Here is a 21,087-nt window from a genome sequence, read left to right as displayed (position 1 = left end):
GGAGGGGCGACGCCCCTCCATCGTCCGGTGCAGGGGTCAGCTGAAGAAGTAGAGCTGACTCAAGGGAAGACGTGTTGCCGGCTCGATCGTTGCGTGCGTGCCGTCGACCGTTACCGCAAAGGTCTCGGGATTGACCTCGATCACCGGCAGGGCGGTGTTACGCACCATGGAGTTCTTCGTGATCGTACGCGTGCCGTAGACAGGGACCACCTGCGACTTCAGCTCGTAGCGATCCACAATGCCGGCTTCATAGGCCGCATGCGAGGTGAAGGTCATCCGGGTTTTGGGCAGTGCCGAGCCCATCGCGCCGAACATGGGCCGGTACATCACGGGCTGGGGGGTGGGCAGCGAGGCGTTCGGATCGCCCATCAGCGCCCAGGAGATCATGCCGCCCTTAATGACCATTTTCGGCTTGGCACCGAAGAAGGCGGGCTCCCAGAGCACAAGGTCGGCCATCTTGCCGATCTCGACAGAACCGATGACGTGGGAAACCCCCTGCACAATGGCCGGGTTGATCGTGACCTTGGCGACGAAGCGCAGGACCCGCTCATTGTCATTGCCGGACGTGTCCCCCTTGTAGGCGCCCATGCGCTGCTTCAGGAGATCGGCGGTCTGCAGGGTGCGCACCCAGTTTTCCCCGACCCGTCCCATGGCCTGGCTGTCGCTGGACAGGATCGAGATGGCGCCGAGATCGTGCAGCACATTCTCGGCGGCGATGGTCTCGGCGCGGACGCGGCTTTCGGCGAAGGCGACATCGGTCGGAATCTTCGGGCTGAGATTGTGACAGATCATGGTCATGTCGAACAATTCGGCCTGGGAGTTGATCCCGTAGGGAAGGGTGGGGTTGGTCGAACTGGGGATGACATTCGACAGGCCGGCGACCCGGATGATATCCGGCGCATGGCCGCCGCCGGCACCTTCCGTATGGTAGGTGTGAATGGTACGCCCCTCGAAGGCGGCGATGGTGCTCTCAACGAAGCCGGCTTCGTTGAGCGTGTCGGTGTGAATACACACCTGGATGTCGTAATTGTCCGCAACGGTCAGAGCATTGCGGATCGCCGCCGGCGTACTGCCCCAGTCCTCGTGGATTTTCAGGCCCATCGCGCCGGCACGGATCTGCTCCTCGATCGGAAGCGGGGCCGAACCATTGCCTTTGCCGAGCACGCCCGCATTCACCGGCCAGGCATCGAACGACCGGAGCATCATTTCGATGTTCCACGTGCCGGGCGTGATGGTCGTGCCGTTGGTCCCGTCGCTCGGCCCGATGCCGCCCCCGAACAAGGTCGTGACACCGTTGGAGAGCGCGGCCTGGGCCTGCTGCGGAGAGATGAAGTGGACGTGTGCGTCGATGCCGCCCGCCGTCAGGATGAGGTGCTCGCCCGAAATCGCGTCCGTACCTGGCCCGAGCGCCAGGCCCGGGGTGACACCCGACATGACGGACGGATTTCCCGCCTTGCCGATCCCGCAGATGAGACCGTTCTTGATCCCGATATCGGCCTTGATCACCCCCAGCACGGCATCGACGATGGTGACATTGGTAATGACCAGATCCGGCGCCCCGGCGGCGCTGGTCAGTTCGTTGTCATATCCCATGCCATCGCGAAGCGTCTTGCCGCCGCCATAGACGGCTTCTTCGCCATAGACACGTAGATCCTTCTCGATCTCGATGTAGAGGTCGGTATCCCCAAGTCGAACCTTGTCGCCGGTCGTGGGGCCATAAAGGTCCGAATATTGCTGCCTCGAGATCTTTGCCATCTCAGAGCTCCATTGCGTGCCTGTGCAGGCTCGTCACGATCTGCTTTTGAACCCGTAGCGCTGCGCGCGCTCCAGAGCATCGGTCAGACGCGGGCGATAATCGTCGTAGTTCTCGTCGCCGACCCAGCCATTGACGAGACCGTTGAAACCCAGAACGCGTTGCTTGCCCTGAAAAGGCACGAGCACGACCTCTTTCTCATCACCCGGCTCGAAGCGAAGAGCGGTCGTTGCGGGAATGTTGAGACGCTTACCAAAGGCCTGTTCGCGATCAAATTCCAGGAAGGCGTTGACCTCGAAGAAATGAAAGTGTGATCCAACCTGAACCGGCCGATCTCCCGTGTTGCGGACCTTCAGCGACGTGGTTGGATAGCCGGCATTGATTTCGATATCTCCCTTGCCGAAAACAAGTCCGCCGACTGGCGCCTTCTTCTGATCATTGCCCATGATGCCAATCCTCGCCCCTCTACTTGATGGGATTGTGGACGGTGACGAGCCGACTGCCATCGGTGAAGACCGCTTCGACCTGAACGTAGGGGATCATCTCCGCGACGCCGTCCATGACGTCCGCGCGGGTGATGGCTTTGCCGGCGAGCTCCATCACCTCTTCCACCGTCTTGCCGGCACGCGCACCGTTCAGGGCCGCGATGGATATAAGTGACACCGTCTCGGGATGATTGAGCTTCAGGCCCTGATCCTTACGCTGCTGCGCAACGTTGGCGAGCGTGTAAATCAGCAGCTTATCGATTTCTCTAGGCGTGAAATGCATGACGGACATCCTCGACGATCATGGCCCACGTTTTTTATGCGGCGACCTGAGACCAATCTGGTCAATGTCTGAGATCTCCCGCCGAGGCGGGAAGGACTCGTAGCGTAAAGAGAAAAAGTTCCCGTTTCAGGAACTGATGTTGTCTCCGATTGCCCTAGGCGCCATGCCATTCCTCGGCATGGTCGCCATAAGACGCACAGAACTCCTTCCTTCGATATCGCAAATAGGCGAAACGGATAACTGGTGTCATTCAAGCCCAGATTCGTACATGTGTCACCAAGATAATTGTTAAAATTCCTCTCGAATCAATTTTTGATAAATTGTCTTAGTGTGGCGATTTCCGGATAGGGTTTACATTCAATTAGAATTGGCTTATGCTCAAAATCCGGAAGTAACGGCATTTTAATACATTTTGTCAGCTTAGCTGCCGCAAGCTGAACGTTATTCGTTATACCAGCCGATCCAATAACCGGCCTCGATGCACTCAAAAGAGTGATGCGCGTGCGGCGGCGCGGAGGGGACGTCATCACCTCTGAAGGGTGGCGGTCCACGTAAGTTGGAGACACGGCAAGGCGGGCTCGTGCCCAGCCAGTGGGCCACAAGACTTGTCGCCTAGCCAAACTTGCTTTGATCAGTCAGACGCTTGAGAGGAGCGGCCCGATGACGTGGAAAACGGGAGCAACAGGCTGTGCGACGGTCGCCTTCCTGCTGGCCAATCCGCTGACAGACCGCGCAATGGCGGGATCCGATCTCTTGCCAAGCCGGGAGAGCTGCCCCTCCGAGGGCTCGAAACAGGTCTGGATCGAGAGCCTGCGAACCTGTGTCGAGGCTGGCGGTTACCTATGGGCGGAGGGCTACTACAATACCTATTCAAACTATCCCGCGAAGGACAAGGAATTCTACAGCATTGGAACGGTTGCCATCACGGCAAACACGACGACGGAGACGGCTTTCCTGGGGCCTCTGCGGGGCGTCGCGGATGTCCGCTTCCAGTATCGCACCTCGGATCCCTGGTCCGATGGCCCGTCAGAGTTCCAGATCAAACCGCAGACATTGTATCTCGAATGGGCGGGCATAACCTTCGGCGTGCGGAATTCGTTCTTCGATTTCTACGAGAATGAGGACGTTCTCGGTACCGATCCCGGTATTGTGGGGGATGACACCAAGCTACCCGTCCTGGGCTACACCCTCGCGCTGGCGCGGGACATCTCACTAACTCTCGCCCTCGAGCAAGGCAGGTATCGCGATGGCGGCATCAAGCCGGCGGACGCGGCTTCTGCGGTGATGCTCGCCCAAAACGACAAGGCACCGGACTTTGTCGTCGCGCTCGGGCAGACGACGGCTTGGGGCTCCTATCAGTTTTCGGGCGCGCTGCACCGCATCGCGCTGGAAGGGGACCTGCCGCAAACCGCTTCATCCCCAACCACCTGGGGCTATGCCTTTCAGGCGGGCGTGATGGTTAATCTGCCGATGCTGGCGAAGGGCGACTCCCTTTACCTGCAGACGGCCTATGTCGATGGCGCGACGAGTTATCTCGGCTTGATCGATCCGAGCGGCGATTTCTCACCACCCGATGCCTATTGGGACATGAACGATGGCTTCTCGCGCGTGTCCGGCTGGAACATAACGGCGCAGTATCTGCACAACTGGTCTTCGGTCCTAAATTCAGCGTTCTACGCGGCATATGGGCGCTTCGAGTTCAAGAATGCCAATGCCGTTTTGAGCTACGGCGCCTCTGGCGGTGAGAATTTCAACGCAGGGGGAAACCTCGTTTGGTCGGCGACTGAAAATCTCTCCTTTGTCGCGCAATACGTCTTCAATTATTACGCGGCGCGCGATTATGTAAAAACGTCTTACGGACTGTCTCAGAGCTCACAGAGCGCCCATCAGATTTTGCTGATGGCGCGCTATGATTTTTAAGTCGAAACGGAATTGCGCTGGTCGTCGTTTGCGCAACGGTTCTCCCGCGGTCGTTGAGGCGCGGCTCGACCATCCTGCAAACCGGATTTCGTTCGGTGCGGCGACGCAGCGCCTACCTCTGAAGCGACAAGTGACAGGTCTCATGCCCGTCGGAACGAAACTTCGGGTGCGCCCATGACCCTACTGCGCTCTGTTGGCCGGCGCTTTGCGGCTCTGGCCCACGCAATCAGCGCCGGGATCGCGACAGCGTCGCTGCTTTCGGCACCGTCCGCCGCGCAAACGGCTCCTCTTTCAGCGCAGCAGTCTGATCCTGACGTCATGGGCTGGATGAAGGGGGTTCCGCCTCCCCGCGCCCGGATCATCACGCAACCAGACTCCGTTTATTTCAGCTTTCCAAAGCTGCGCTGGTCGGTCTGCCATTTGCGCGAGTTGCTGCCGACGGAGGAGATCAGTCGCGGCCTCGGCGCGCCCCGTCCTCTCGAATATCCACCGCCTTATCAGTTTGCCAACGATCGGCAGGCGATCGACGCGCTGACGTTCACGCCGATCGGCAGCGACAAGACGATGACGTGGGAGGAGTCCCTCTCCGCCAACTATACAGATGGCCTGCTGATCCTTCACAAGGGTCGTGTCGTCTATGAACGCTATTTCGGCTGCTTGAACCCGGCCGGTAAACACGCCGCCATGTCGATGACAAAGTCTCTGACAGGACTTCTCGCCTCTATCCTGGTCGCCGAAGGCAAGTTGAACGAGACCGCGCCCGTATCTGACATCATCCCCGAGCTCAAAGGAAAGGCATATGGATCGGCAACGGTCCGTCAGGTGATGGACATGACGACCGGGCTCAGATTCTCAGAAGACTATTCCGATCCCGACGCGGATATTTGGCGGTATTCCGCAGCGGTGAACCCGCTGTCGAAACCAGAGCCCGGTCAAATGCCTTCGGGTTACTTTGACTATCTACCCGCCGTGGAGTCGCAGGGCGAACACGGGGCCGCGTTCCATTACAAGACGATCGACGCCGACATGCTGGGTTGGATCGTGTCGCGCGTCTCGGGAAAGTCCGTGACCGAATTGGCATCTGAGCGACTGTGGCAGCCGATGGGGGCCGAACAGGACGCCTATATGACGGTCGACGGGACAGGCGTGCCATTCGCAGGAGGCGGGCTCAGTGCGGGTCTGCGCGACCTCGGGCGCCTGGGGCAACTCATGGTCAACGAAGGTGTGATCGGGGGCGAAAGGCTGTTTCCGGCTGAGGCTGTCCGGAGCATCCGCGAAGGCGGCGACGCGAGCAAGTTTGGCAGCAACTATCCGACGCTGCTGGGTGGCCGCTACAGCAGCATGTGGTGGATCTACCCCGGCCATGAAGGTGTTTTCGCGGCCAGAGGCGTCCATGGGCAGACAATCTACGTGGACCCGTCGGCCGACATGGTGCTTGTGCGTTATGCGTCCTACCCGCGGGCGGAAAATCCCCTCATCGATCCGACCTCGCTGCCGGCGTTTCGCGCCGTGGCCGCGTATTTGAAATCGCACCAGACTGACTGAACGTCTCCAACGGAGCTTTTCAATGCCAGGTCACGGGCTTTTCCGATTGGATGGCGAGGTCGCATTGGTCACGGGCGCGGCCGCTGGGATCGGACGCTCTATCGCGCTGACCTTTGCGGCCTCCGGCGCGGCGGTAGCGGTGAGCGACATTGACGGCAGCGGGGCCGGGGGCGTTGCTTCGGAAATCATCAAGGCAGGGGGGCGTGCGATTGCCATCGCGTGCGACGTTACCGACGATGACAATCTGAACGCTGCGGTGCAGGCAGCGGTCGGCTCGTTCGGCAGCTTGACAATGTTGGTCAATAATGCGGGCGGCGGGGGTCCGAAGCCCTTTGACATGCCCATGGACGATTTCCGCCGAGCGTTCACGCTTAATGTCTTCTCGCTGTTCCGGCTGTCACAGCTGGCCGCACCGCATATGACCGAGGCCGGCCACGGCGCCATCTTGAATATTTCCTCGATGGCGGGAGAGAACAGGAACGCGCGGATGACCTCGTACGGCTCGTCGAAAGCTGCGGTGAATCATTTGACGAGGAACATGGCCTTCGACCTTGGCCCGCGAGGAATTCGCGTCAACGCCATTGCGCCCGGCGCTGTGAGAACGGAGGCGCTAGCGAAAGTCCTCACCCCAGAGATAGAGATGTCGATGCTGCGACGCACGCCGCTCGGGCGCTTAGGTCAGCCCGAAGATATCGCCAATGCGGCCCTCTTCCTGTGCGCCCCAGCATCGAACTGGATCAGCGGGCAAGTGCTCACTGTATCGGGTGGTGGCGTTCAGGAGTTAGAATGAGTGAGCGGTGCGGAGTTTTTTTGTAAGATTTTATCCGTCGATGGGGTCTCAGTAATTTGAAGCGCTACGTCCTTACTTAGAGCTGGATAGAAGTTGGGGGCAACGTCAGCCGCCCTCAGCGTTCGATCTCGCTTCCCGATGCGCCGTAAAGCGCAGGGCCTGTGCAGGTTGTTTCCATCGACAGCGCGTCAACACAGCGCCTGCGTCAGCCGTGTCAGAACGTCCACTCCGGCCACGAGCTCGGCACGCTCGATGTACTCGTCGGGACGATGGGCCTGAAGAATGTCGCCGGGACCGCATACGACGCTGGACCAGCCCGCTTGCTGGAACATGCCGGCCTCGGTGCCATAGGCGACTGTTGTAAGCGCCGCTCGCGGCAGGAGCTTCTGCACCAGCGCCGTCGCGCTCTGGTCGCCTTCGGGCGACAGGCCGGGCACGTTGACGATCACCCGCATGTCGATGCCGCATCCCGCATGCGTTGCCCGCATCTCGGCTTCGATATCGGCGGCGATCCGGCGGAGGCGTTCGATATAGTCGTCGGCCTTCTCCCAGGGCACCGCGCGGATATCGGTCGAAAACCATGCATGCGCCGCCACCGTGCTCGCAGCGACACCACCCTCCATCCGGCCGCAATGCAGCGTCGTGTAGTTGGGCTGGAAGAGCGGCGGCCGCGCGGCGGCCCGCGCAGCGTTCTCCCGGTCCATCTCGTCGATCCGGCCGATGAGGCGAGCCGCCATGGTCACGGCGCTCACCCCGAGATCGGCGCGACCGGAATGGATGGCATGGCCGCGCAGCCGTGTTTCCAGTTCGGCATAGGCTTTGTGCCCGTTGACGATCCGATGGCGTGTCGGCTCTCCGACAATCACCGCCTGCGGCATCGGCAGGGATTGCTTGAGGACTGGCACAAGCCGATAGGCTCCGGCGAAGCCCACCTCCTCGTCATAGGAGAGCGCGAGATGCACCGGCCGGGCGAGGGGAGCGGCGCAGAGCTCCGGCACTGCCGCGAGCATGAGAGCGATGAAGCCCTTCATATCGCAGCTTCCCCGACCGTAGAGCCGGCCGTCGCGCTCGGTGAGACGCCATGGATCCGAGGTCCAAAGTTGCCCCTCGACTGGCACGACATCGACATGTCCCGATAACACCACCCCACCAGGACAGCGGGGGCCGATCGTCGCGTAGAGCGCAGCGTGCCGCCCGTCGGGCGATGGGACGCGGTGGCTCTCGACGCCGTGGGCCGCGAGGTAGTCGCCGCAGAAATCGATCAGGTCGAGAGTGCTGGCGTCCGGCGCCGTTGGAAACGCGACGAGCCGCTCCAGCAAGGCAAGCGCGCGGGCGAGAAAGGCGCTTTTGTCCTCCATCGTCCGTCTCATGCGCCGGGATGAGGCGTCAGCGCCGCCATCTCCGCGCTGATGATGGCACGTGAATCGACGAGCCGGTCGCTCATGAGGATTCCGTCGAGGTGATCGATCTCGTGCTGAACCAGCTCGGCAAGGTCGGGTGGCAGCTCGGCCAATTCGCTAGGCTCATTGTCGAGGGTGCGGAAACGTACGCTGACCGAACGATGGCGCATCACCGCCATGCAGACCCCCGGCAGGCTGAAGCAATCGTCCCAGACCGGCTGCATTTCAGCGGAACGCCAGATGATTTCAGGATTGGCCATGACAAAGCGTCCCAGGGCGCAATCGAAGGCGATGAGGCGATGCTGCGACCCAATCTGAGGTGCCGCCAGCGCCCGCCCGAAGCCGAGCCGCTGGCGCAAGCACGTGAGCGTATCGGCCAGATCATGCGCGTCCGTGCGCCAGTCGTCGGCCGCGATATCGACGGGGTGGCATATGTGACGAAGGCGGGGATCGCCGAAGAGAACAACAGGCCGAACCGGCATTTCTTCCCTCGTGCAGAGAGGCGCTGGAATGGCATTGTCGCCGTTTATGCCGTCGACATGTCGACAGATTGCGCAACCATCCGCCTTAATCGCCTCAAAGCCGCCGGCACTTTGAAATGTCTGCGTCAGACATGGATGCGCGGGTCGAATTTGGTGCGTTCCAGCGCGATCATGCTGCGGAATTTGCGCACGTTCGGGTTGGTGTAGAGCCGGGTTTTGACGAAGTTGTCGAACTCGTCGACATCCTCAACGAGCACCACCAGCACGAAGTCGGCGTCACCCGTCACCATCCAGCATTGACTCACTTCCGGCGTCGCGCGCATGGCGCGCTTGAACTCGTCGAGCAGATCCAGCCTTTCGCGCTCCAATTCGACATTGACGATGACGGTGAGCGACTTGCCGACCTTCTTCGGGTCGATCAGTGCGACATCGCCGACGATCACGCCCTCCGACCGCAGCCGGTTCACGCGCCGCATGCAGGAGGCGGCAGAAGAGCCGACCTTTTCGGCGAGTTCGGCGAAACTGAGCCGGTTATCATCCTGCAGGGTGCGGATGAGGCGTCGGTCGAGATCATCGAGACGTGTGGGCACGGCGGGTCTCCTCTCCAGTGGCGGGCGCCCGGCTGTACGCGAGCCGCCCTGATCATGCATTTCATTTCATCGCAGATGCTTGCAACGCATGAGCCAGAATTGGTCTCACTTTGAGGGGAAAGGCCCCGAACCCGCGCCTAAAGTGACGTCATCCTCACTCGAGGCGACGGCCAGCCCCGCCTGAGGGTCGGCGGCGCGCAGACAGATCAGGACGTACCCATGGCTCACCCTACCTCTTCGACCCCGCCCGCGCCGCTTCCCGACATCAGCCTCAGGCATATCGACCCTGTGGCGTATCCTGAGGGCGTCGCCTTCATGGATGGGCAATATCTGCCGGTCTCGGAAGCCAAGATTTCGGTCCTCGATTGGGGGCTCCTGCATTCCGACGCCACCTATGACACCGCCCATGTCTGGAACGGCCGCTTCTTCCGTCTGAACCTGCATCTCGATCGGTTCTTCGGCGGTCTCGACCGTCTGCGGATGAGCATTCCGCATGATCGGGCGCAGGTGACGGCGATCCTGGAAAATTGCGTCGCCCTCTCCGGTCATCGCGCCGCCTATGTCGAGATGATCTGCACGCGCGGCAGTTCGCCGACGTTCAGCCGCGATCCCCGTCAGGCGGTGAACCGCTTCATCGCCTTTGCAGTACCGTTCGGCTCGGTCGCCAATGCCGAGCAGCTGGAGCGCGGGCTCGACATCGCCATCAGCGATGTGGTGCGCATTCCGCCCGGCTCGGTCGATCCGCAGATCAAGAACTATCACTGGTTGGATCTCGTGAAGGGGCTTTATGACGCCTATGACCGCCGCGCCGAAACCGCGCTGGTGCTCGACAGCCATGGCAACATCGCAGAGGGGCCGGGCTTCAACGTCTTCATCGTCCGCGACGGCGCGCTGACGACACCGGCCTATGGCGTGCTGCCAGGGATCACGCGCCGATCCGTGTTCGACCTGTGCATCGAGGAAGGGCTCCGCTGCACGGCGAGCGATGTCAGCGTCGGCGACCTGCGCGGCGCGGATGAGGTGTTCATCACCTCCACCGCCGGCGGCATCATGCCGGTCTGCCGCGTCGAAGGCGCGCCCATCGGCCTCGGTCGCCCGGGCCCGATCACCCGCCGGCTGGCCGACCTCTACTGGGCGAAGCACGAGGACCCGGCCTGGTCGTCGCCCGTGGCCTATCCGCTGTGAGCGAGGCTGCCATGGCCGTCGTCGAGACCGCACTCGCCCGCTTCCGCGCCGAACTCGACCAGTTGGAGGCGCAGTCGCTCGTGCGCCACGAGCGGGCACTGGAGACCCCGCAGGGGATATGGGTCGGCGTCAAGGGCGGGGGCGATCGGGTCCTCAATCTGTGCGCCAACAATTATCTCGGCCTCGCCAACGATCCGCGCCTCCTCGCGGCCGCGCGAGAGGCGCTCGACAGGCATGGCTTCGGTATGGCGTCCGTCCGCTTCATCTGCGGCACGAATGCGGTGCACCGCCAGCTGGAGCAACGCGTCAGCCGCTACCTGCGCACCGAGGACACCATCCTGTTTCCCTCATGCTTCGACGCCAATGCCGGCCTGTTCGAGCCGCTGCTGGGCGAAGAGGATGCCATCGTCAGCGACGCGCTCAACCACGCCAGCATTATCGACGGCATCCGCCTGTCCAAGGCGCGACGCTACCGCTACGCCAATAACGACCCCGCGTCGCTGGACATGGCGCTCGGGCAGGCCGCAGGGGCCCGGACAATACTGGTGGTGACGGACGGCGTGTTCTCCATGGACGGCATCGTCGCCGACCTGCCTGCGCTGTGCACGGTTGCGGAAAAGCACGGCGCTCTGGTCATGGTGGATGATTCCCACGCCGTGGGCTTCGTCGGCGAAGGCGGCCGGGGTACTCCCGCCTTGCACGGGGTCGAAGGTCGCGTGCACCTGCTCACCGGCACCTTCGGCAAGGCGCTCGGCGGCGCGTCCGGCGGCTATGTGTCGGGCGCCACTGAACTGGTCGCCTGGCTGCGTCAGCGCGCGCGCCCCTACCTCTTCTCCAATGCGCTGATGCCCGCCATCTGTGCGGCGACGCTGGTCGCCCTCGACATTGCCGAAAGTGACGAAGCTCTGCGAGGGAATCTGGCGGCGCGAACCCGCGAGCTGCGGCAGGGGCTGGTCGCTCTGGGCTTTCGGTTGAGCGGCGTCGATCACCCCATCGTGCCCGTCATGATCGGCGATGCTGCCCGCGCGGCGGCGTTGGCCCGTGCTCTTGGCGAACGCGGCGTGTTCGTCACCGCCTTCTCCTATCCGGTCGTGCCGCGCGATCAGGCGCGCATCCGCCTTCAGGTCAGCGCGGCGCATTCCGCCGACGACATCGCCTTTGCGCTCGAGGCCTTCGCGGAGGCCGGACGCGCCAGCGGCGCGCTCCCCCCGGCGAGACGTTGACGGCGGCCGCAGCGGCCGGCCGCGCCGGCTGAAACATCCGTTTCATCATCGCCAAAAACATGACCGACGCGGCGTTGTCACGGCATGTCTTTGTCCGGAACACTTCATCCAGAAGCGGAAATATGAGCGCGAGATGATGTCATCATCGTCCAGAAATCATAAATCCAGAGGAACAGTGAACATGAACTGCAAAATGCTGGCAACTGTGCTTGCCCTTACGTGCGGCGTTGCCATTCCCGCGCAGGCGGACAAGCTCGACGACATCATCGCTTCCGGCACGCTGCGCTGCGCGGTGGTGCTGGACTTCCCGCCCATGGGCGCGCGCGATGCCAGCAACAACCCGATCGGCTTCGACGTCGATTACTGCAACGACCTCGCCAAGGCGCTCGGCGTGAAGGCGGAGATCGTCGAGACTCCGTTCCCCGACCGTATCCCGGCGCTGATCTCTGGCCGCGTCGACGTTGGCGTCGCCTCGACCTCCGACACGTTGGAGCGTGCACGAACCGTCGGTTTCAGCATCCCGTACTTTGCCTACAAGAATGTCGTGCTGACGCGCGAAGGGCTCGGCCTCGACACCTATGACAAGCTTAAAGGCCGCAAGGTGGGTTCCGTCACTGGCGCATATGAAGGCATGGCCCTGGAAAGCGACGTGAAGAAGTGGGGTGCGGGCAGCACCTTCCGGGGCTACCAGAACCAAGCGGATGTGTTCCTTGCGCTGTCCCAGGGGCAGATCGACGCCACCGTCGTCACGTCCACCGTCGCGGCGGCCATCGTCAAGGACGGCAAGTACAAGGGCCTCGTAATGGGCGGCGATGCCCCCTACGACATCGACTATGTCGCCCTCATCGCCCTGCGCAACGAGCAGGGTCTCCTCAACTACCTGAACCTGTTCATCAACCAGCAGGTCCGCACCGGCCGCTACAAGGCGCTTTACGATAAGTGGATCGGCATGGGCGAACTACCCAACCTCACCGTTCCCGGCGTCTACCGCTAAGTCGGGCCGCCACACGTGATCCCGGATCGCGACCGGTCCGGGATCACGTCGGAGCCCACCTGGATGACGAGCCCGGCAAATGCGGCTGCATCACTGGTCGACATGATCGTTCGGTTTCCCGCGCCTCCATGTCGGCGCCGCCCCCAGCGACCACGAGTTCCCGATGAGCTATACCTTCCACTGGCTGCCCGTCTTGAGAGCCGTACCCGACATGATGTCGGGGGCTCTAGTGACGCTGGAGATCGCCGTGCTCTCCATGCTGCTCGGGGTCGCCTTCGCAATCCTGCTCGCGCTCGGCACCACGTCTCGTCTGCGCCTGCTGCGCACTCTATCGACAAGCTGGGTGGAGCTGGCGCGCAACACGCCGGCGCTGTTCCAGATCTACATGGCCTATTTCGGCCTCGGCTCGCTCGGCATCCATCTCGACAGTTTTGTCGCCCTGCTCGCCGGCATCACCTTCAACAATGCCGGTTATCTCGCCGAGACCTTCCGCGGCGGCCTGCGCGCCGTGCCGCTGACGCAAACCCGCGCCGCCCGCTCGCTCGGCATGGGGCAGGTCCAGGCCTTCCGGCTGGTGGTGATGCCGCAGATGTTCCGCATCGTCTTCTATCCCCTCACCAACCAGATGGTCTGGGCGATCCTGATGACCTCGCTCGGCGTCATTGTCGGCCTCAACAACGATCTCACCGGCGTCACCCAGGACCTGAATGTGCGCTCCTTCCGCACCTTCGAATATTTCGCCCTGGCCGCCGTGATCTATTACCTGCTCGCCAAGTTCGTCACCGGCTCCGCGCGCCTGATGGCGTGGCGGCTGTTCCGCTACTGAGGAGAAGCGCAATGTTCTCCTCGGTCCTCGACACCAGCTTTTCCTTCAATGACCTGATGTTCATGCTGAAAGGCGCCGGCGTCACGCTGATGCTCACCTTCTGGGCGGTGCTCGGCGGTACGCTGCTCGGTATGGCACTAGGCGCGATCCGCACCGTCGCGCCGTGGTGGATCAACGCCCCCATCGGTGGCGTGCTGGACGTCTTCCGCTCCGTTCCTCTGCTGATCCAACTTGTCCTCGCGAACGCATTTAAGACCATCATCGGTATCCAGTGGCCCCCGTTCACAATCGGCTGCGTCGTGCTGGCGCTCTACATGTCGGCCTATTGTGCGGAGATCGTCCGCTCCGGCTTCCTCGCCGTGCCCACGACCACGCGCCGCGCCGCCCGCTCGCTCGGGCTCACCTGGCGGCAGGACCTGACCGAGATCGTCTTCCCCATCGCGCTGCGCGTCGCCTTGCCGAGCTGGATCGGCCTGACGCTCGGCGTGATGAAGGACACCGCCATGGTGTGGTGGATCGGCGTCGTCGAATTGCTGCGCTCCTCGCAGGTCATCGTCACCCGCATCCAGGAGCCGCTCTTCGTGCTCTCCATCGCCGGGCTGATCTACTTCCTGATGAGCTTTCCCATCGCCCGCTTTGGGGCGCGGCTGGAAAAGCGCTGGCACGAGAATGACTAGGAAACGACATGTCCATCGAAATCCAGGATGTGCATAAATCCTTCGGCTCGCTCGAAGTCGTCAAGGGTGTGACCATGACCGTCGAGAAGGGCGAGGTCGTCTCCGTCATCGGCGGGTCCGGCTCGGGCAAATCGACGCTGCTCATGTGCATCAACGGGCTTGAGCCGATCAATGCGGGCCGCATCCTCGTCGACGGCACGGATGTGCATGCGCGTGGCACCGATCTCAACAGACTGCGCCGCAAGATCGGCATCGTGTTCCAGCAGTGGAATGCGTTCCCCCATCTGACCGTGCTGGAAAACGTGATGCTCTCCCCGCGAAAGGTGCTCGGCAAGTCGAAGGCCGAGGCCGAGGCCATCGCGGTGGACAAGCTCGCCCGCGTCGGCCTGTCGGAAAAGCTGAAGGTCTATCCCTCACGGCTCTCCGGCGGCCAGCAGCAGCGCATGGCGATTGCCCGTGCGCTTGCCATGTCGCCCGATTACATGCTGTTCGACGAGGTGACCTCGGCGCTCGACCCGCAGCTCGTCGGCGAGGTGCTCGACACCATGCGCGCCCTCTCCAGGGAGGGTATGACCATGATCGTGGTCACCCACGAGATCGCCTTCGCCCGCGAGGTCTCCGACCGCGTCGCCTTCTTCCACAAGGGCAAGATCCACGAGATCGGCCCGCCCGCCCAGGTCATCGGAAGTCCGCAAAAGCCGGAAACCATCGACTTCCTGAAATCAACGCTGTGAATGCCGCGGAAACCTTAGATGTTCTCGAGTCCTGAAAGATTCCTTCGCCTCAAAATTGAGGCGAAGGAAGCCGACAATAAGAAACTCGCCTAAAAATTCGAGCGCGGCGCCTTCGCGAATACGTTGTGGGGGGGGTAGCGGCACCGGGCTGCGCATTGGGGACTGCTCGATCACCCACCAGATCGGCAAGCCTACTGCTATCGTCCGCCATGATGATCAGGTCACTGAAGTCTGCCAGCCGACGGGCTACGTGCAGCCAGCCCACACTTGGTGGCATCCTCCCAGGCCAGCCTTCTGATTATGTCGGCATTGCGAGCGACGCGTCACCCGGCATGGTGGCAGCCTTGCCGAAAAACAGGTGTTTTGCGGCAGGCGAGGTCACCCCGCACATGGCCGCCACCGTCACCGTGCGGAAGCGGCCGATAATCCCTGCCGAATTGGCTTGATGCCCAGCAACGCCAAGCGAGGGTTTGTCGGCGGTTTGGTCCATGATGGCGGGGCGGACCGGCACGCAATCGAGCATCTCGGAAAGGACCGAAAGCGAGCAATCGGCCAAGCGCCCTACGGGCGAAGGGCTCAACTGCTCAGCTGCGGTGCACGCCGAAATGGTCATGGGCGAACTGCACCTCGCACCTGCCATGGCCACCAGCCGTACAGTCGCCGCAGCGCGTGAGCCGTGAGCCACCGCCCAGGGTTCTTTGCTCCCATCGAGTGGCTTGCCCCAGACGTCCGCTTTGCGCCGCCTTCTCGGCCATTGATCTCGCAACGGTCGCGGCCCAAAAGCGGACGTTATTGAAGTAGGGCACGTCGGCACCTGCGCGCCAAGAGCAGGCATTCAGATGCAGCCCGGAAATGGACACACCGCACGTTACCCAGATACTCGCGATTGTGCTTCCAAAGTGCCTTGTCCCCACAAGCCAGATGGTAACCTTCGCGCCATCAGGCCGGTGTCCGGTCTTCGACTCGGGATATATCTGCCGTCCATTCTTTCGAGGACTCCTCTGTATCTCCCGCGTTGCGGCGTGCCTCCTTGTTGCGCATAGTCGGGGTGCTGGGGGCTACATGCGATGACGGACATAACTACCGACGTTCTGGGCAAGCCGGACATGCAGGCTGTCCTGTCCAGAACGCATCTGGCGCATGACATGCATGGCTTTTTGCTTCCCGTCCTGGAAGCCATCTCGAACGCGATGGACGGAATTGGCTCGCGTTTTGGCGAGGAGGCTAAGGAAAAGGGTTCAATCCACATCCACGTCAGAAATCCCAACGATCCAGCCAGACTGGTCGTTAGCGTGACCGATAACGGAATAGGACTGACGGACGAGAACTTCCTCTCGTTTAAAACGCCATTCAGCGGCTATAAACTTCACCAGCGCGGACGTGGCTTCGGGCGTTTCATTGCCTTCAAGGTTTTCTCTCGAATACTTTATTCTAGCAGGTACGAGTTCTTCACGGAACAAAAGTTGCGCACCTTCCGCTTCGACATTCATCAGGATCAGGAGTTTACCTTTCACGATGGTGACGCCGAGTTCGTAGGTACCGGACTGCGCGTGGAGTATGGTCAACCTCTGACGAATTGGTGGGAGCTAATCAGGGAACTGCAGCCTGGCGACATCATAGAGGCCATTGGCAGCCACTTTCTGCCCTATTTCCTTTATCGTTGGCTTCCGAGGATAACCATCCAGTTCGATGATGCTCTGCCTGAGAACATCACCAGCCACTTCAAAGATGTCTTCGTTCAAATGGATTCCCGCGAGTTCCAGTGCGATATCGATGGTGCCGATGAGACTCTGACTTACTCGCTCACGCGGATTCCAAGGAGCCGGCAGTTCAGGAGCCACTGCCTGTTGCTGTCCGCGGCGGATCGCATCGTCGGCTATCCTCGTGACCTGACCAACAAGCTTGGCCAGCCGCATTTCCTGGACGAGAACAGCAAGCCTTACATTGTGATCGCCGTCGTGCGCGGCGACTCGTTCGAAAAGCGCCTAAACGACGCTCGAACCAGCATCAATCTTTCACCCAAGTCGGTCGAGGCGATCGTGTCTTCAGTCTCCGATGCCATTCAGGCAAAGGAAAAGGGGCAGATCGACAAGATCAAGTCGGAGCAGTCGGCTGACCTGACCGGCGCTCTGCGAGAAAACCCGATCTTGCGCCTCGGCCTGAGAGGTCGGTCCCTCACTGATTATGTCGCAGCGAAGCCCAATCACTGGAAGGCGGAACAGTTCGTTTCCGACCTCGCTATCGAGCGATTTCGGGCCACGGCGGATCTCACAAGACAAATCACTGCCGCAGCCAATAGCCCTGCGGATTATGAGCGCAAGATCAAGGACCTGGTCGACAAGCTAGATGCTGGCAAGAAGGAGGCGCTGGCCGAGTACGTCATTCATCGAAAGAACATCATTGCTCTCGTGGAATCTGCCCGGAAGTATCAGGACGATGGCAAGCGGTCTCCGGAAGACGATATTCACGAGCTTGTCTTTAGGCGCTTCAGCGACAACGTTCAGACCGGATATTTCGAGCACAATCTCTGGCTGATCGACGATGCGCTCAGCTTCTTACCCTACATATCGAGCGACCGTGCGATGCACGGAAAGGGCCGCAAGGCTGGCGACAAAATCACGGATCTCGTCTTTTTCGACGACAGCATGGTGCTTGGGGACGAAGACGGCACGACACTAACCATCGTGGAATTCAAACGCCCGAGCCGTGATGACTATAGGTTCGGGAACGTCAGGACAGATCCAGTCTTGCAAGTGATTGAGACTTTGGAGGGTGCTATCGCAGCTGGAGGAATTACCCGGACAGATGGCTCGCATATGAGTTTTGCTGGCGTCGTCCGGCGCTTTGCTTTCATCGTCGCGGATATCACGCCGTCCCTCCACAAGGTGCTGAAAGGTCATGATTTTAAGAACGACTGGAATCCCAAAATGTATGTTCGCTACCGCGACAACGAGCGAATTTTCATTCAAGCTCTCGGCTACGAGACGCTGCTTGAGATGGCTAAGAAACGAAATCAGGCTTTCTTTTCGGTCTTGCTGGACGAGTAGATCATCGGCGCCCGTGGGCGACAGGCAGAGTTCGTGAATATTGTAATCACGAATACAAGACAGATTGAACGACACATAATCGGACGATATAATTGTTATATTAGGCAATAATACCATAACGACGAGGGCGGTGACCGTGATTGTATTTACATGTACTGTCGGTCGCTCCAAATTCGTCGCCGCGATAGAATTAGAATTGCCCTTCAGGGCGGGGGAGACGAATGGCGGCAAAGACGGCTTTCGAGGTGGCGCGCGAGTTCGCGCAGGGGGCGCTCAATACCTCTCCTGTGATCATCCTGGGAAGCGGCGCCTCGGCCGCCCAAGGGGTCCCAGGCATGTGGCCCCTTACTACCCATTTGTCGGGGTCGACGACACCGGGCGGCTGGACACCTGAAGAGACGATTGAATGGGATCGCTTCTTAGGACGATTGGTGACAGGGGATGATCTGGAAAGCGCGCTCCAGGCCGTACGCCTAACCGAACGCCAGACCCATTTCGTGGCCGAGCAGACGCGATCCTTTCTCCTGCCGTCGGATCTTGCGGTTCTGACGAGGCTGCTGTCAGACCGTCGCAGCCTGCCGTTATCGCGTCTGTTCAAGCATCTGTCGTCGAGCACGCAACGCACCGTGCATGTCGTGACGCCCAACTATGACCGGTTGGCCGAATACGCTGCTGACGCGGCTGACTATTCGACCTTCACCGGATTCACTCAAGGCCATTTGCAGACGCGTACAAGGCAGGAAGAACTTCGTCCAGCGGCAGGGCGAAGGGATCAGGCCCGAACCGTCTGCATCTGGAAGGTTCACGGTTCTCTCGATTGGTTCCAAGGAACTAGCCAAATCGTCGGCGTCCGATCGGCTAGGGAGACGCCAGCGGGTTTTACGCCGCTGATGATCACGCCAGGGATCGACAAATACCGTCTCACGCACGGTGAACCGTTCCGCTCCATCTTCGCCTGCGCAGACAAGGCGCTGGAAGAGGCTCGCGCTTACCTTTGTGTCGGCTACGGCTTTAATGACGAGCATGTACAGACCAAACTCGTCGAACGATGCGAACATGACGCTGTGCCACTTGTGGTTATTACCAAGGAGTTGACGCCGATAGCCAGGGCCTTCCTAAAAGGCGGCCGCTGCCGGCGCTATCTGGCACTGGAAGACGGTGGCGGCGGCGCAATAGCCTATGCGCATGACCGACCCGACGGTTTCGACATTCCAGGCCAGCCGATCTGGGATCTCGACAAGTTCCTCGATATGACGATTGGGGTGACGCCTTGAGCATACTCGATTTTTCGGACGCCGACGCCTTGGGGCATGTGCAATCGGTGGATACGGCTACCGTGGTTGTACGCGTCGATGACGTGGAGTCCTTGCGAAGCCTACAAGTCAATCGCTTGGTCGCTCTGCAAAGCAGCATGGCCGGCCAACGCCTGATCGGCGTAATCCAGAAGATCACCCGGACCGCCGTTGAGGACGCCAAGATTGGTGACGTTGACCAAGGCGAGCAGGTCTATCCGGAGCTTAATCTGGTGCGGATAGCTCTGATCGGGACCTTGCTCGATCTGGTTGGCGAACGGCCTAATATCTTTCGGCGCACATTGGAGACGGTACCGGAAATCGATGCGCGCTGCTTTGCCCTAGAAGGTGATCGCCTGACACGCTTCATGGAGGTCATCTCCGCCGTAACCGGCGCGGGGCAGCGCCTGTCGCTGGGCAGCTATACGCTCGACGAGAATGCCGAGGCCTTCGTCAACGGCAACAAGCTCTTTCAACGCCACGCCGTCGTGGTCGGCAGCACCGGATCGGGCAAATCGTGGACGACAGCGCGGATGCTTGAGCAGATCGCTGAATTGGGCGCGGCCAACGCCATCGTTCTGGACATGCACGGCGAGTACGCCTCGATGGTCGGAGATGGCTTTGACCATTTCCGCGTTGCCGGTCCGGGTGACATCGAAGCGGGTCGTAGCTTGGGCGACGGCGTGCTGCACCTGCCCTATTGGCTAATGAGCTACGAGGCCCTGATCTCGATGTTCGTCGACCGCACTGACCAGAACGCACCCAACCAGGCAATGGTGATGTCGCGCGCCGTGGTCGAGGCCAAGAAGGCGTTCTTGACGGTCGGTAAGCACGATGACGTGCTGGCGAATTTCACAATCGACAGTCCTGTGCCCTTCGCCATGAAGGCGGTGCTAGGCGAGCTTGATCGGCTGAACGTCGAAATGGTGGCCGGTTCTGGAGGTCGAGACAAACAAGGCGATTTCCATGGCAAGCTCAGCCGGCTGATCCAGCGTCTCGAAGCGAAGCAGAGCGATCGTCGCCTCGGGTTCCTATTCCCGGCAGACGGGGTCGCCGACTCCTATGGCTGGCTCAACAGAGTGGTGCACGCGCTTCTGGCTGGGCGCTCAGCCAAGGGCGGGGCTGGCGGAGTGAAGATCATCGATTTTTCCGAAGTGCCGTCAGACATCCTGCCGCTGATCGTTGGCATGGTCGGCCGCCTAGCCTTCTCTGTTCAGCAGTGGAGCCCGGCAGGGCTACGTCATCCCTTGGCGCTATTCTGCGATGAGGCGCATCTATACATCCCCCAAGAGGCCAACTCGGGGGCGGCCGAAAATGCGATCGCGACCTTCGAGCGGATCGCCAAGGAAGGGCGCAAATACGGCGTGGGTCTCGTCGTCATCAGCCAGCGGCCTTCGGAAGTCAGCCGCACGGTTGTCAGCCAATGCAGCAACTTGATTGCTATGCGCCTGACCAATGGCGAGGACCAAGCGGTGGTGCGACGCCTGTTGCCCGACAGCCTTGGCGGCTTTGGCGATCTGCTCCCCGTCCTCGACACCGGCGAGGCGTTGGTGGTTGGCGACGCGATCTTACTGCCCACTCGGATCCGGATTGCCCAGCCCAAGAACGAGCCATTGAGCGGGACTATAGACTTCTGGGATCGCTGGGCCGATCCCAAGGCGACGAACGCTCTTGCCGATGCCGTCGATTTCTGGCGTCGTCAGACCATGAACAAATAGATGGGGCCATCTTGGCAGTCATGTGCTGAGGGCTGGAGGATCCACAAGCCACTCAAAGCGGCCGTCCGGCAGGGCTGACGGACGCTGCGAAGTTTCGCATCAGGTCAACTCCCTGTCAGCCCGACGGCGACGGTCGATGGGCG

Annotated in this window: 19 protein-coding genes; 12 read left to right on the top strand and 7 right to left on the bottom strand. The window is 61.1% G+C overall.

The features are described from left to right. Positions 1 to 36 precede the first annotated feature (36 nt). Genes ACO07Z_RS09025 through ACO07Z_RS09015 form a run of 3 tightly spaced genes read right to left on the bottom strand, consistent with a single transcriptional unit; the run spans position 37 to position 2,521 of the window. Positions 37 to 1,755: an urease subunit alpha gene (locus tag ACO07Z_RS09025; protein WP_421698413.1), complete on the bottom strand. Its 1,719-nt coding sequence runs from the start codon at positions 1,753 to 1,755 to the stop codon at positions 37 to 39. Between the two features lie 33 nt (positions 1,756 to 1,788). Continuing rightward, positions 1,789 to 2,199: an urease subunit beta gene (locus tag ACO07Z_RS09020; RefSeq protein ID WP_421698412.1), complete on the bottom strand. Its 411-nt coding sequence runs from the start codon at positions 2,197 to 2,199 to the stop codon at positions 1,789 to 1,791. 19 nt (positions 2,200 to 2,218) lie between these two features. Then, the gene (locus tag ACO07Z_RS09015; RefSeq protein WP_421698411.1) at positions 2,219 to 2,521 is read right to left on the bottom strand and encodes an urease subunit gamma; all 303 of its coding nucleotides are present in this window, start codon (positions 2,519 to 2,521) and stop codon (positions 2,219 to 2,221) included. Between the two features lie 660 nt (positions 2,522 to 3,181). Here ACO07Z_RS09015 and ACO07Z_RS09010 point away from each other — a divergent pair. The 3 genes from ACO07Z_RS09010 to hdhA all read left to right on the top strand — a co-directional run bounded on the left by ACO07Z_RS09010 (position 3,182) and on the right by hdhA (position 6,776). After that, complete coding sequence (locus ACO07Z_RS09010) at positions 3,182 to 4,441, top strand: porin (RefSeq protein ID WP_421698410.1); 1,260 nt, start codon at positions 3,182 to 3,184, stop codon at positions 4,439 to 4,441. Positions 4,442 to 4,615: 174 nt separating this feature from the next. Then, a complete protein-coding gene (locus ACO07Z_RS09005) occupies positions 4,616 to 5,986 on the top strand; it encodes a serine hydrolase domain-containing protein (protein ID WP_421698409.1) in 1,371 nt (456 codons plus the stop codon). 22 nt (positions 5,987 to 6,008) lie between these two features. Continuing rightward, a complete protein-coding gene (gene hdhA, locus ACO07Z_RS09000; protein ID WP_421698408.1) occupies positions 6,009 to 6,776 on the top strand; it encodes a 7-alpha-hydroxysteroid dehydrogenase in 768 nt (255 codons plus the stop codon). Between the two features lie 188 nt (positions 6,777 to 6,964). On the opposite strand, the gene argE is transcribed toward hdhA, so the two are convergent. The 3 genes from argE to ACO07Z_RS08985 all read right to left on the bottom strand — a co-directional run bounded on the left by argE (position 6,965) and on the right by ACO07Z_RS08985 (position 9,248). Continuing rightward, the gene (gene argE, locus ACO07Z_RS08995; protein WP_421698407.1) at positions 6,965 to 8,134 is read right to left on the bottom strand and encodes an acetylornithine deacetylase; all 1,170 of its coding nucleotides are present in this window, start codon (positions 8,132 to 8,134) and stop codon (positions 6,965 to 6,967) included. A gap of 8 nt (positions 8,135 to 8,142) precedes the next feature. Then, positions 8,143 to 8,658: a peptide deformylase gene (locus tag ACO07Z_RS08990; protein WP_421698406.1), complete on the bottom strand. Its 516-nt coding sequence runs from the start codon at positions 8,656 to 8,658 to the stop codon at positions 8,143 to 8,145. 125 nt (positions 8,659 to 8,783) lie between these two features. Further along, on the bottom strand, positions 8,784 to 9,248 hold the full coding sequence (locus ACO07Z_RS08985) for an Lrp/AsnC family transcriptional regulator (RefSeq protein WP_421698405.1): 465 nt from the start codon (positions 9,246 to 9,248) through the stop codon (positions 8,784 to 8,786). Between the two features lie 219 nt (positions 9,249 to 9,467). On the opposite strand from ACO07Z_RS08985, the gene ACO07Z_RS08980 reads away from it, so the two are divergent. The 6 genes from ACO07Z_RS08980 (at position 9,468) to ACO07Z_RS08955 (ending at position 14,887) form a co-directional block, all read left to right on the top strand. Then, positions 9,468 to 10,433 (top strand): aminotransferase class IV, encoded by a 966-nt coding sequence (locus ACO07Z_RS08980; RefSeq protein WP_421698404.1) that lies wholly within the window; start codon positions 9,468 to 9,470, stop codon positions 10,431 to 10,433. Positions 10,434 to 10,444: 11 nt separating this feature from the next. Then, on the top strand, positions 10,445 to 11,656 hold the full coding sequence (locus ACO07Z_RS08975; protein WP_421698403.1) for a glycine C-acetyltransferase: 1,212 nt from the start codon (positions 10,445 to 10,447) through the stop codon (positions 11,654 to 11,656). 181 nt (positions 11,657 to 11,837) lie between these two features. Continuing rightward, a complete protein-coding gene (locus tag ACO07Z_RS08970) occupies positions 11,838 to 12,650 on the top strand; it encodes a transporter substrate-binding domain-containing protein (RefSeq protein WP_421698402.1) in 813 nt (270 codons plus the stop codon). Positions 12,651 to 12,813: 163 nt separating this feature from the next. Then, positions 12,814 to 13,476 (top strand): amino acid ABC transporter permease, encoded by a 663-nt coding sequence (locus ACO07Z_RS08965; RefSeq protein WP_421698401.1) that lies wholly within the window; start codon positions 12,814 to 12,816, stop codon positions 13,474 to 13,476. A gap of 11 nt (positions 13,477 to 13,487) precedes the next feature. Next, the gene (locus ACO07Z_RS08960) at positions 13,488 to 14,153 is read left to right on the top strand and encodes an amino acid ABC transporter permease (RefSeq protein WP_421698400.1); all 666 of its coding nucleotides are present in this window, start codon (positions 13,488 to 13,490) and stop codon (positions 14,151 to 14,153) included. An 8-nt stretch (positions 14,154 to 14,161) separates the two neighbouring features. Continuing rightward, complete coding sequence (locus ACO07Z_RS08955) at positions 14,162 to 14,887, top strand: amino acid ABC transporter ATP-binding protein (RefSeq protein WP_421698399.1); 726 nt, start codon at positions 14,162 to 14,164, stop codon at positions 14,885 to 14,887. A gap of 298 nt (positions 14,888 to 15,185) precedes the next feature. On the opposite strand, the gene ACO07Z_RS08950 is transcribed toward ACO07Z_RS08955, so the two are convergent. Beyond that, a complete protein-coding gene (locus ACO07Z_RS08950) occupies positions 15,186 to 15,500 on the bottom strand; it encodes a hypothetical protein (RefSeq protein ID WP_421698398.1) in 315 nt (104 codons plus the stop codon). Between the two features lie 454 nt (positions 15,501 to 15,954). Between ACO07Z_RS08950 and ACO07Z_RS08945 the strand changes: the two genes are divergently transcribed. The 3 genes from ACO07Z_RS08945 to ACO07Z_RS08935 all read left to right on the top strand — a co-directional run bounded on the left by ACO07Z_RS08945 (position 15,955) and on the right by ACO07Z_RS08935 (position 20,944). Continuing rightward, entirely contained in the window at positions 15,955 to 17,934 is a 1,980-nt protein-coding gene (locus ACO07Z_RS08945) for an ATP-binding protein (RefSeq protein WP_421698397.1), read from the top strand. Positions 17,935 to 18,155: 221 nt separating this feature from the next. Then, on the top strand, positions 18,156 to 19,208 hold the full coding sequence (locus ACO07Z_RS08940; RefSeq protein ID WP_421698396.1) for an SIR2 family protein: 1,053 nt from the start codon (positions 18,156 to 18,158) through the stop codon (positions 19,206 to 19,208). Then, positions 19,205 to 20,944, top strand: coding sequence for an ATP-binding protein (locus tag ACO07Z_RS08935; protein ID WP_421698395.1), 1,740 nt, complete (start codon positions 19,205 to 19,207; stop codon positions 20,942 to 20,944). The genes ACO07Z_RS08940 and ACO07Z_RS08935 overlap by 4 nt, the downstream gene beginning before the upstream one ends. Positions 20,945 to 21,087: the final 143 nt, after the last annotated feature.

Origin of the sequence: Ancylobacter sp., assembly GCF_965229075.1 — a bacterium.
In the GTDB taxonomy this organism is placed as follows: domain Bacteria; phylum Pseudomonadota; class Alphaproteobacteria; order Rhizobiales; family Xanthobacteraceae; genus Ancylobacter.
Note: the sequence above shows the minus strand (reverse complement) of the source record. Positions and strands in the feature narration are given on the sequence as shown.

Excerpts from the sequence above, each read along its gene's own strand:
- ACO07Z_RS09025 (WP_421698413.1), bottom strand. The coding sequence starts at position 1,755 with ATGGCAAAGATCTCGAGGCAGCAATATTCGGACCTTTATGGCCCCACG.
- ACO07Z_RS08980 (WP_421698404.1), top strand. The coding sequence starts at position 9,468 with ATGGCTCACCCTACCTCTTCGACCCCGCCCGCGCCGCTTCCCGACATC.
- ACO07Z_RS09005 (WP_421698409.1), top strand. The coding sequence starts at position 4,616 with ATGACCCTACTGCGCTCTGTTGGCCGGCGCTTTGCGGCTCTGGCCCAC.
- hdhA (WP_421698408.1), top strand. The coding sequence starts at position 6,009 with ATGCCAGGTCACGGGCTTTTCCGATTGGATGGCGAGGTCGCATTGGTC.
- ACO07Z_RS08950 (WP_421698398.1), bottom strand. The coding sequence starts at position 15,500 with ATGACCATTTCGGCGTGCACCGCAGCTGAGCAGTTGAGCCCTTCGCCC.
- argE (WP_421698407.1), bottom strand. The coding sequence starts at position 8,134 with ATGGAGGACAAAAGCGCCTTTCTCGCCCGCGCGCTTGCCTTGCTGGAG.
- ACO07Z_RS08990 (WP_421698406.1), bottom strand. The coding sequence starts at position 8,658 with ATGCCGGTTCGGCCTGTTGTTCTCTTCGGCGATCCCCGCCTTCGTCAC.
- ACO07Z_RS08955 (WP_421698399.1), top strand. The coding sequence starts at position 14,162 with ATGTCCATCGAAATCCAGGATGTGCATAAATCCTTCGGCTCGCTCGAA.
- ACO07Z_RS08940 (WP_421698396.1), top strand. The coding sequence starts at position 18,156 with ATGGCGGCAAAGACGGCTTTCGAGGTGGCGCGCGAGTTCGCGCAGGGG.
- ACO07Z_RS08970 (WP_421698402.1), top strand. The coding sequence starts at position 11,838 with ATGAACTGCAAAATGCTGGCAACTGTGCTTGCCCTTACGTGCGGCGTT.
- ACO07Z_RS08945 (WP_421698397.1), top strand. The coding sequence starts at position 15,955 with ATGACGGACATAACTACCGACGTTCTGGGCAAGCCGGACATGCAGGCT.
- ACO07Z_RS08975 (WP_421698403.1), top strand. The coding sequence starts at position 10,445 with ATGGCCGTCGTCGAGACCGCACTCGCCCGCTTCCGCGCCGAACTCGAC.
- ACO07Z_RS09020 (WP_421698412.1), bottom strand. The coding sequence starts at position 2,199 with ATGGGCAATGATCAGAAGAAGGCGCCAGTCGGCGGACTTGTTTTCGGC.
- ACO07Z_RS09010 (WP_421698410.1), top strand. The coding sequence starts at position 3,182 with ATGACGTGGAAAACGGGAGCAACAGGCTGTGCGACGGTCGCCTTCCTG.
- ACO07Z_RS08960 (WP_421698400.1), top strand. The coding sequence starts at position 13,488 with ATGTTCTCCTCGGTCCTCGACACCAGCTTTTCCTTCAATGACCTGATG.
- ACO07Z_RS09015 (WP_421698411.1), bottom strand. The coding sequence starts at position 2,521 with ATGCATTTCACGCCTAGAGAAATCGATAAGCTGCTGATTTACACGCTC.
- ACO07Z_RS08965 (WP_421698401.1), top strand. The coding sequence starts at position 12,814 with ATGAGCTATACCTTCCACTGGCTGCCCGTCTTGAGAGCCGTACCCGAC.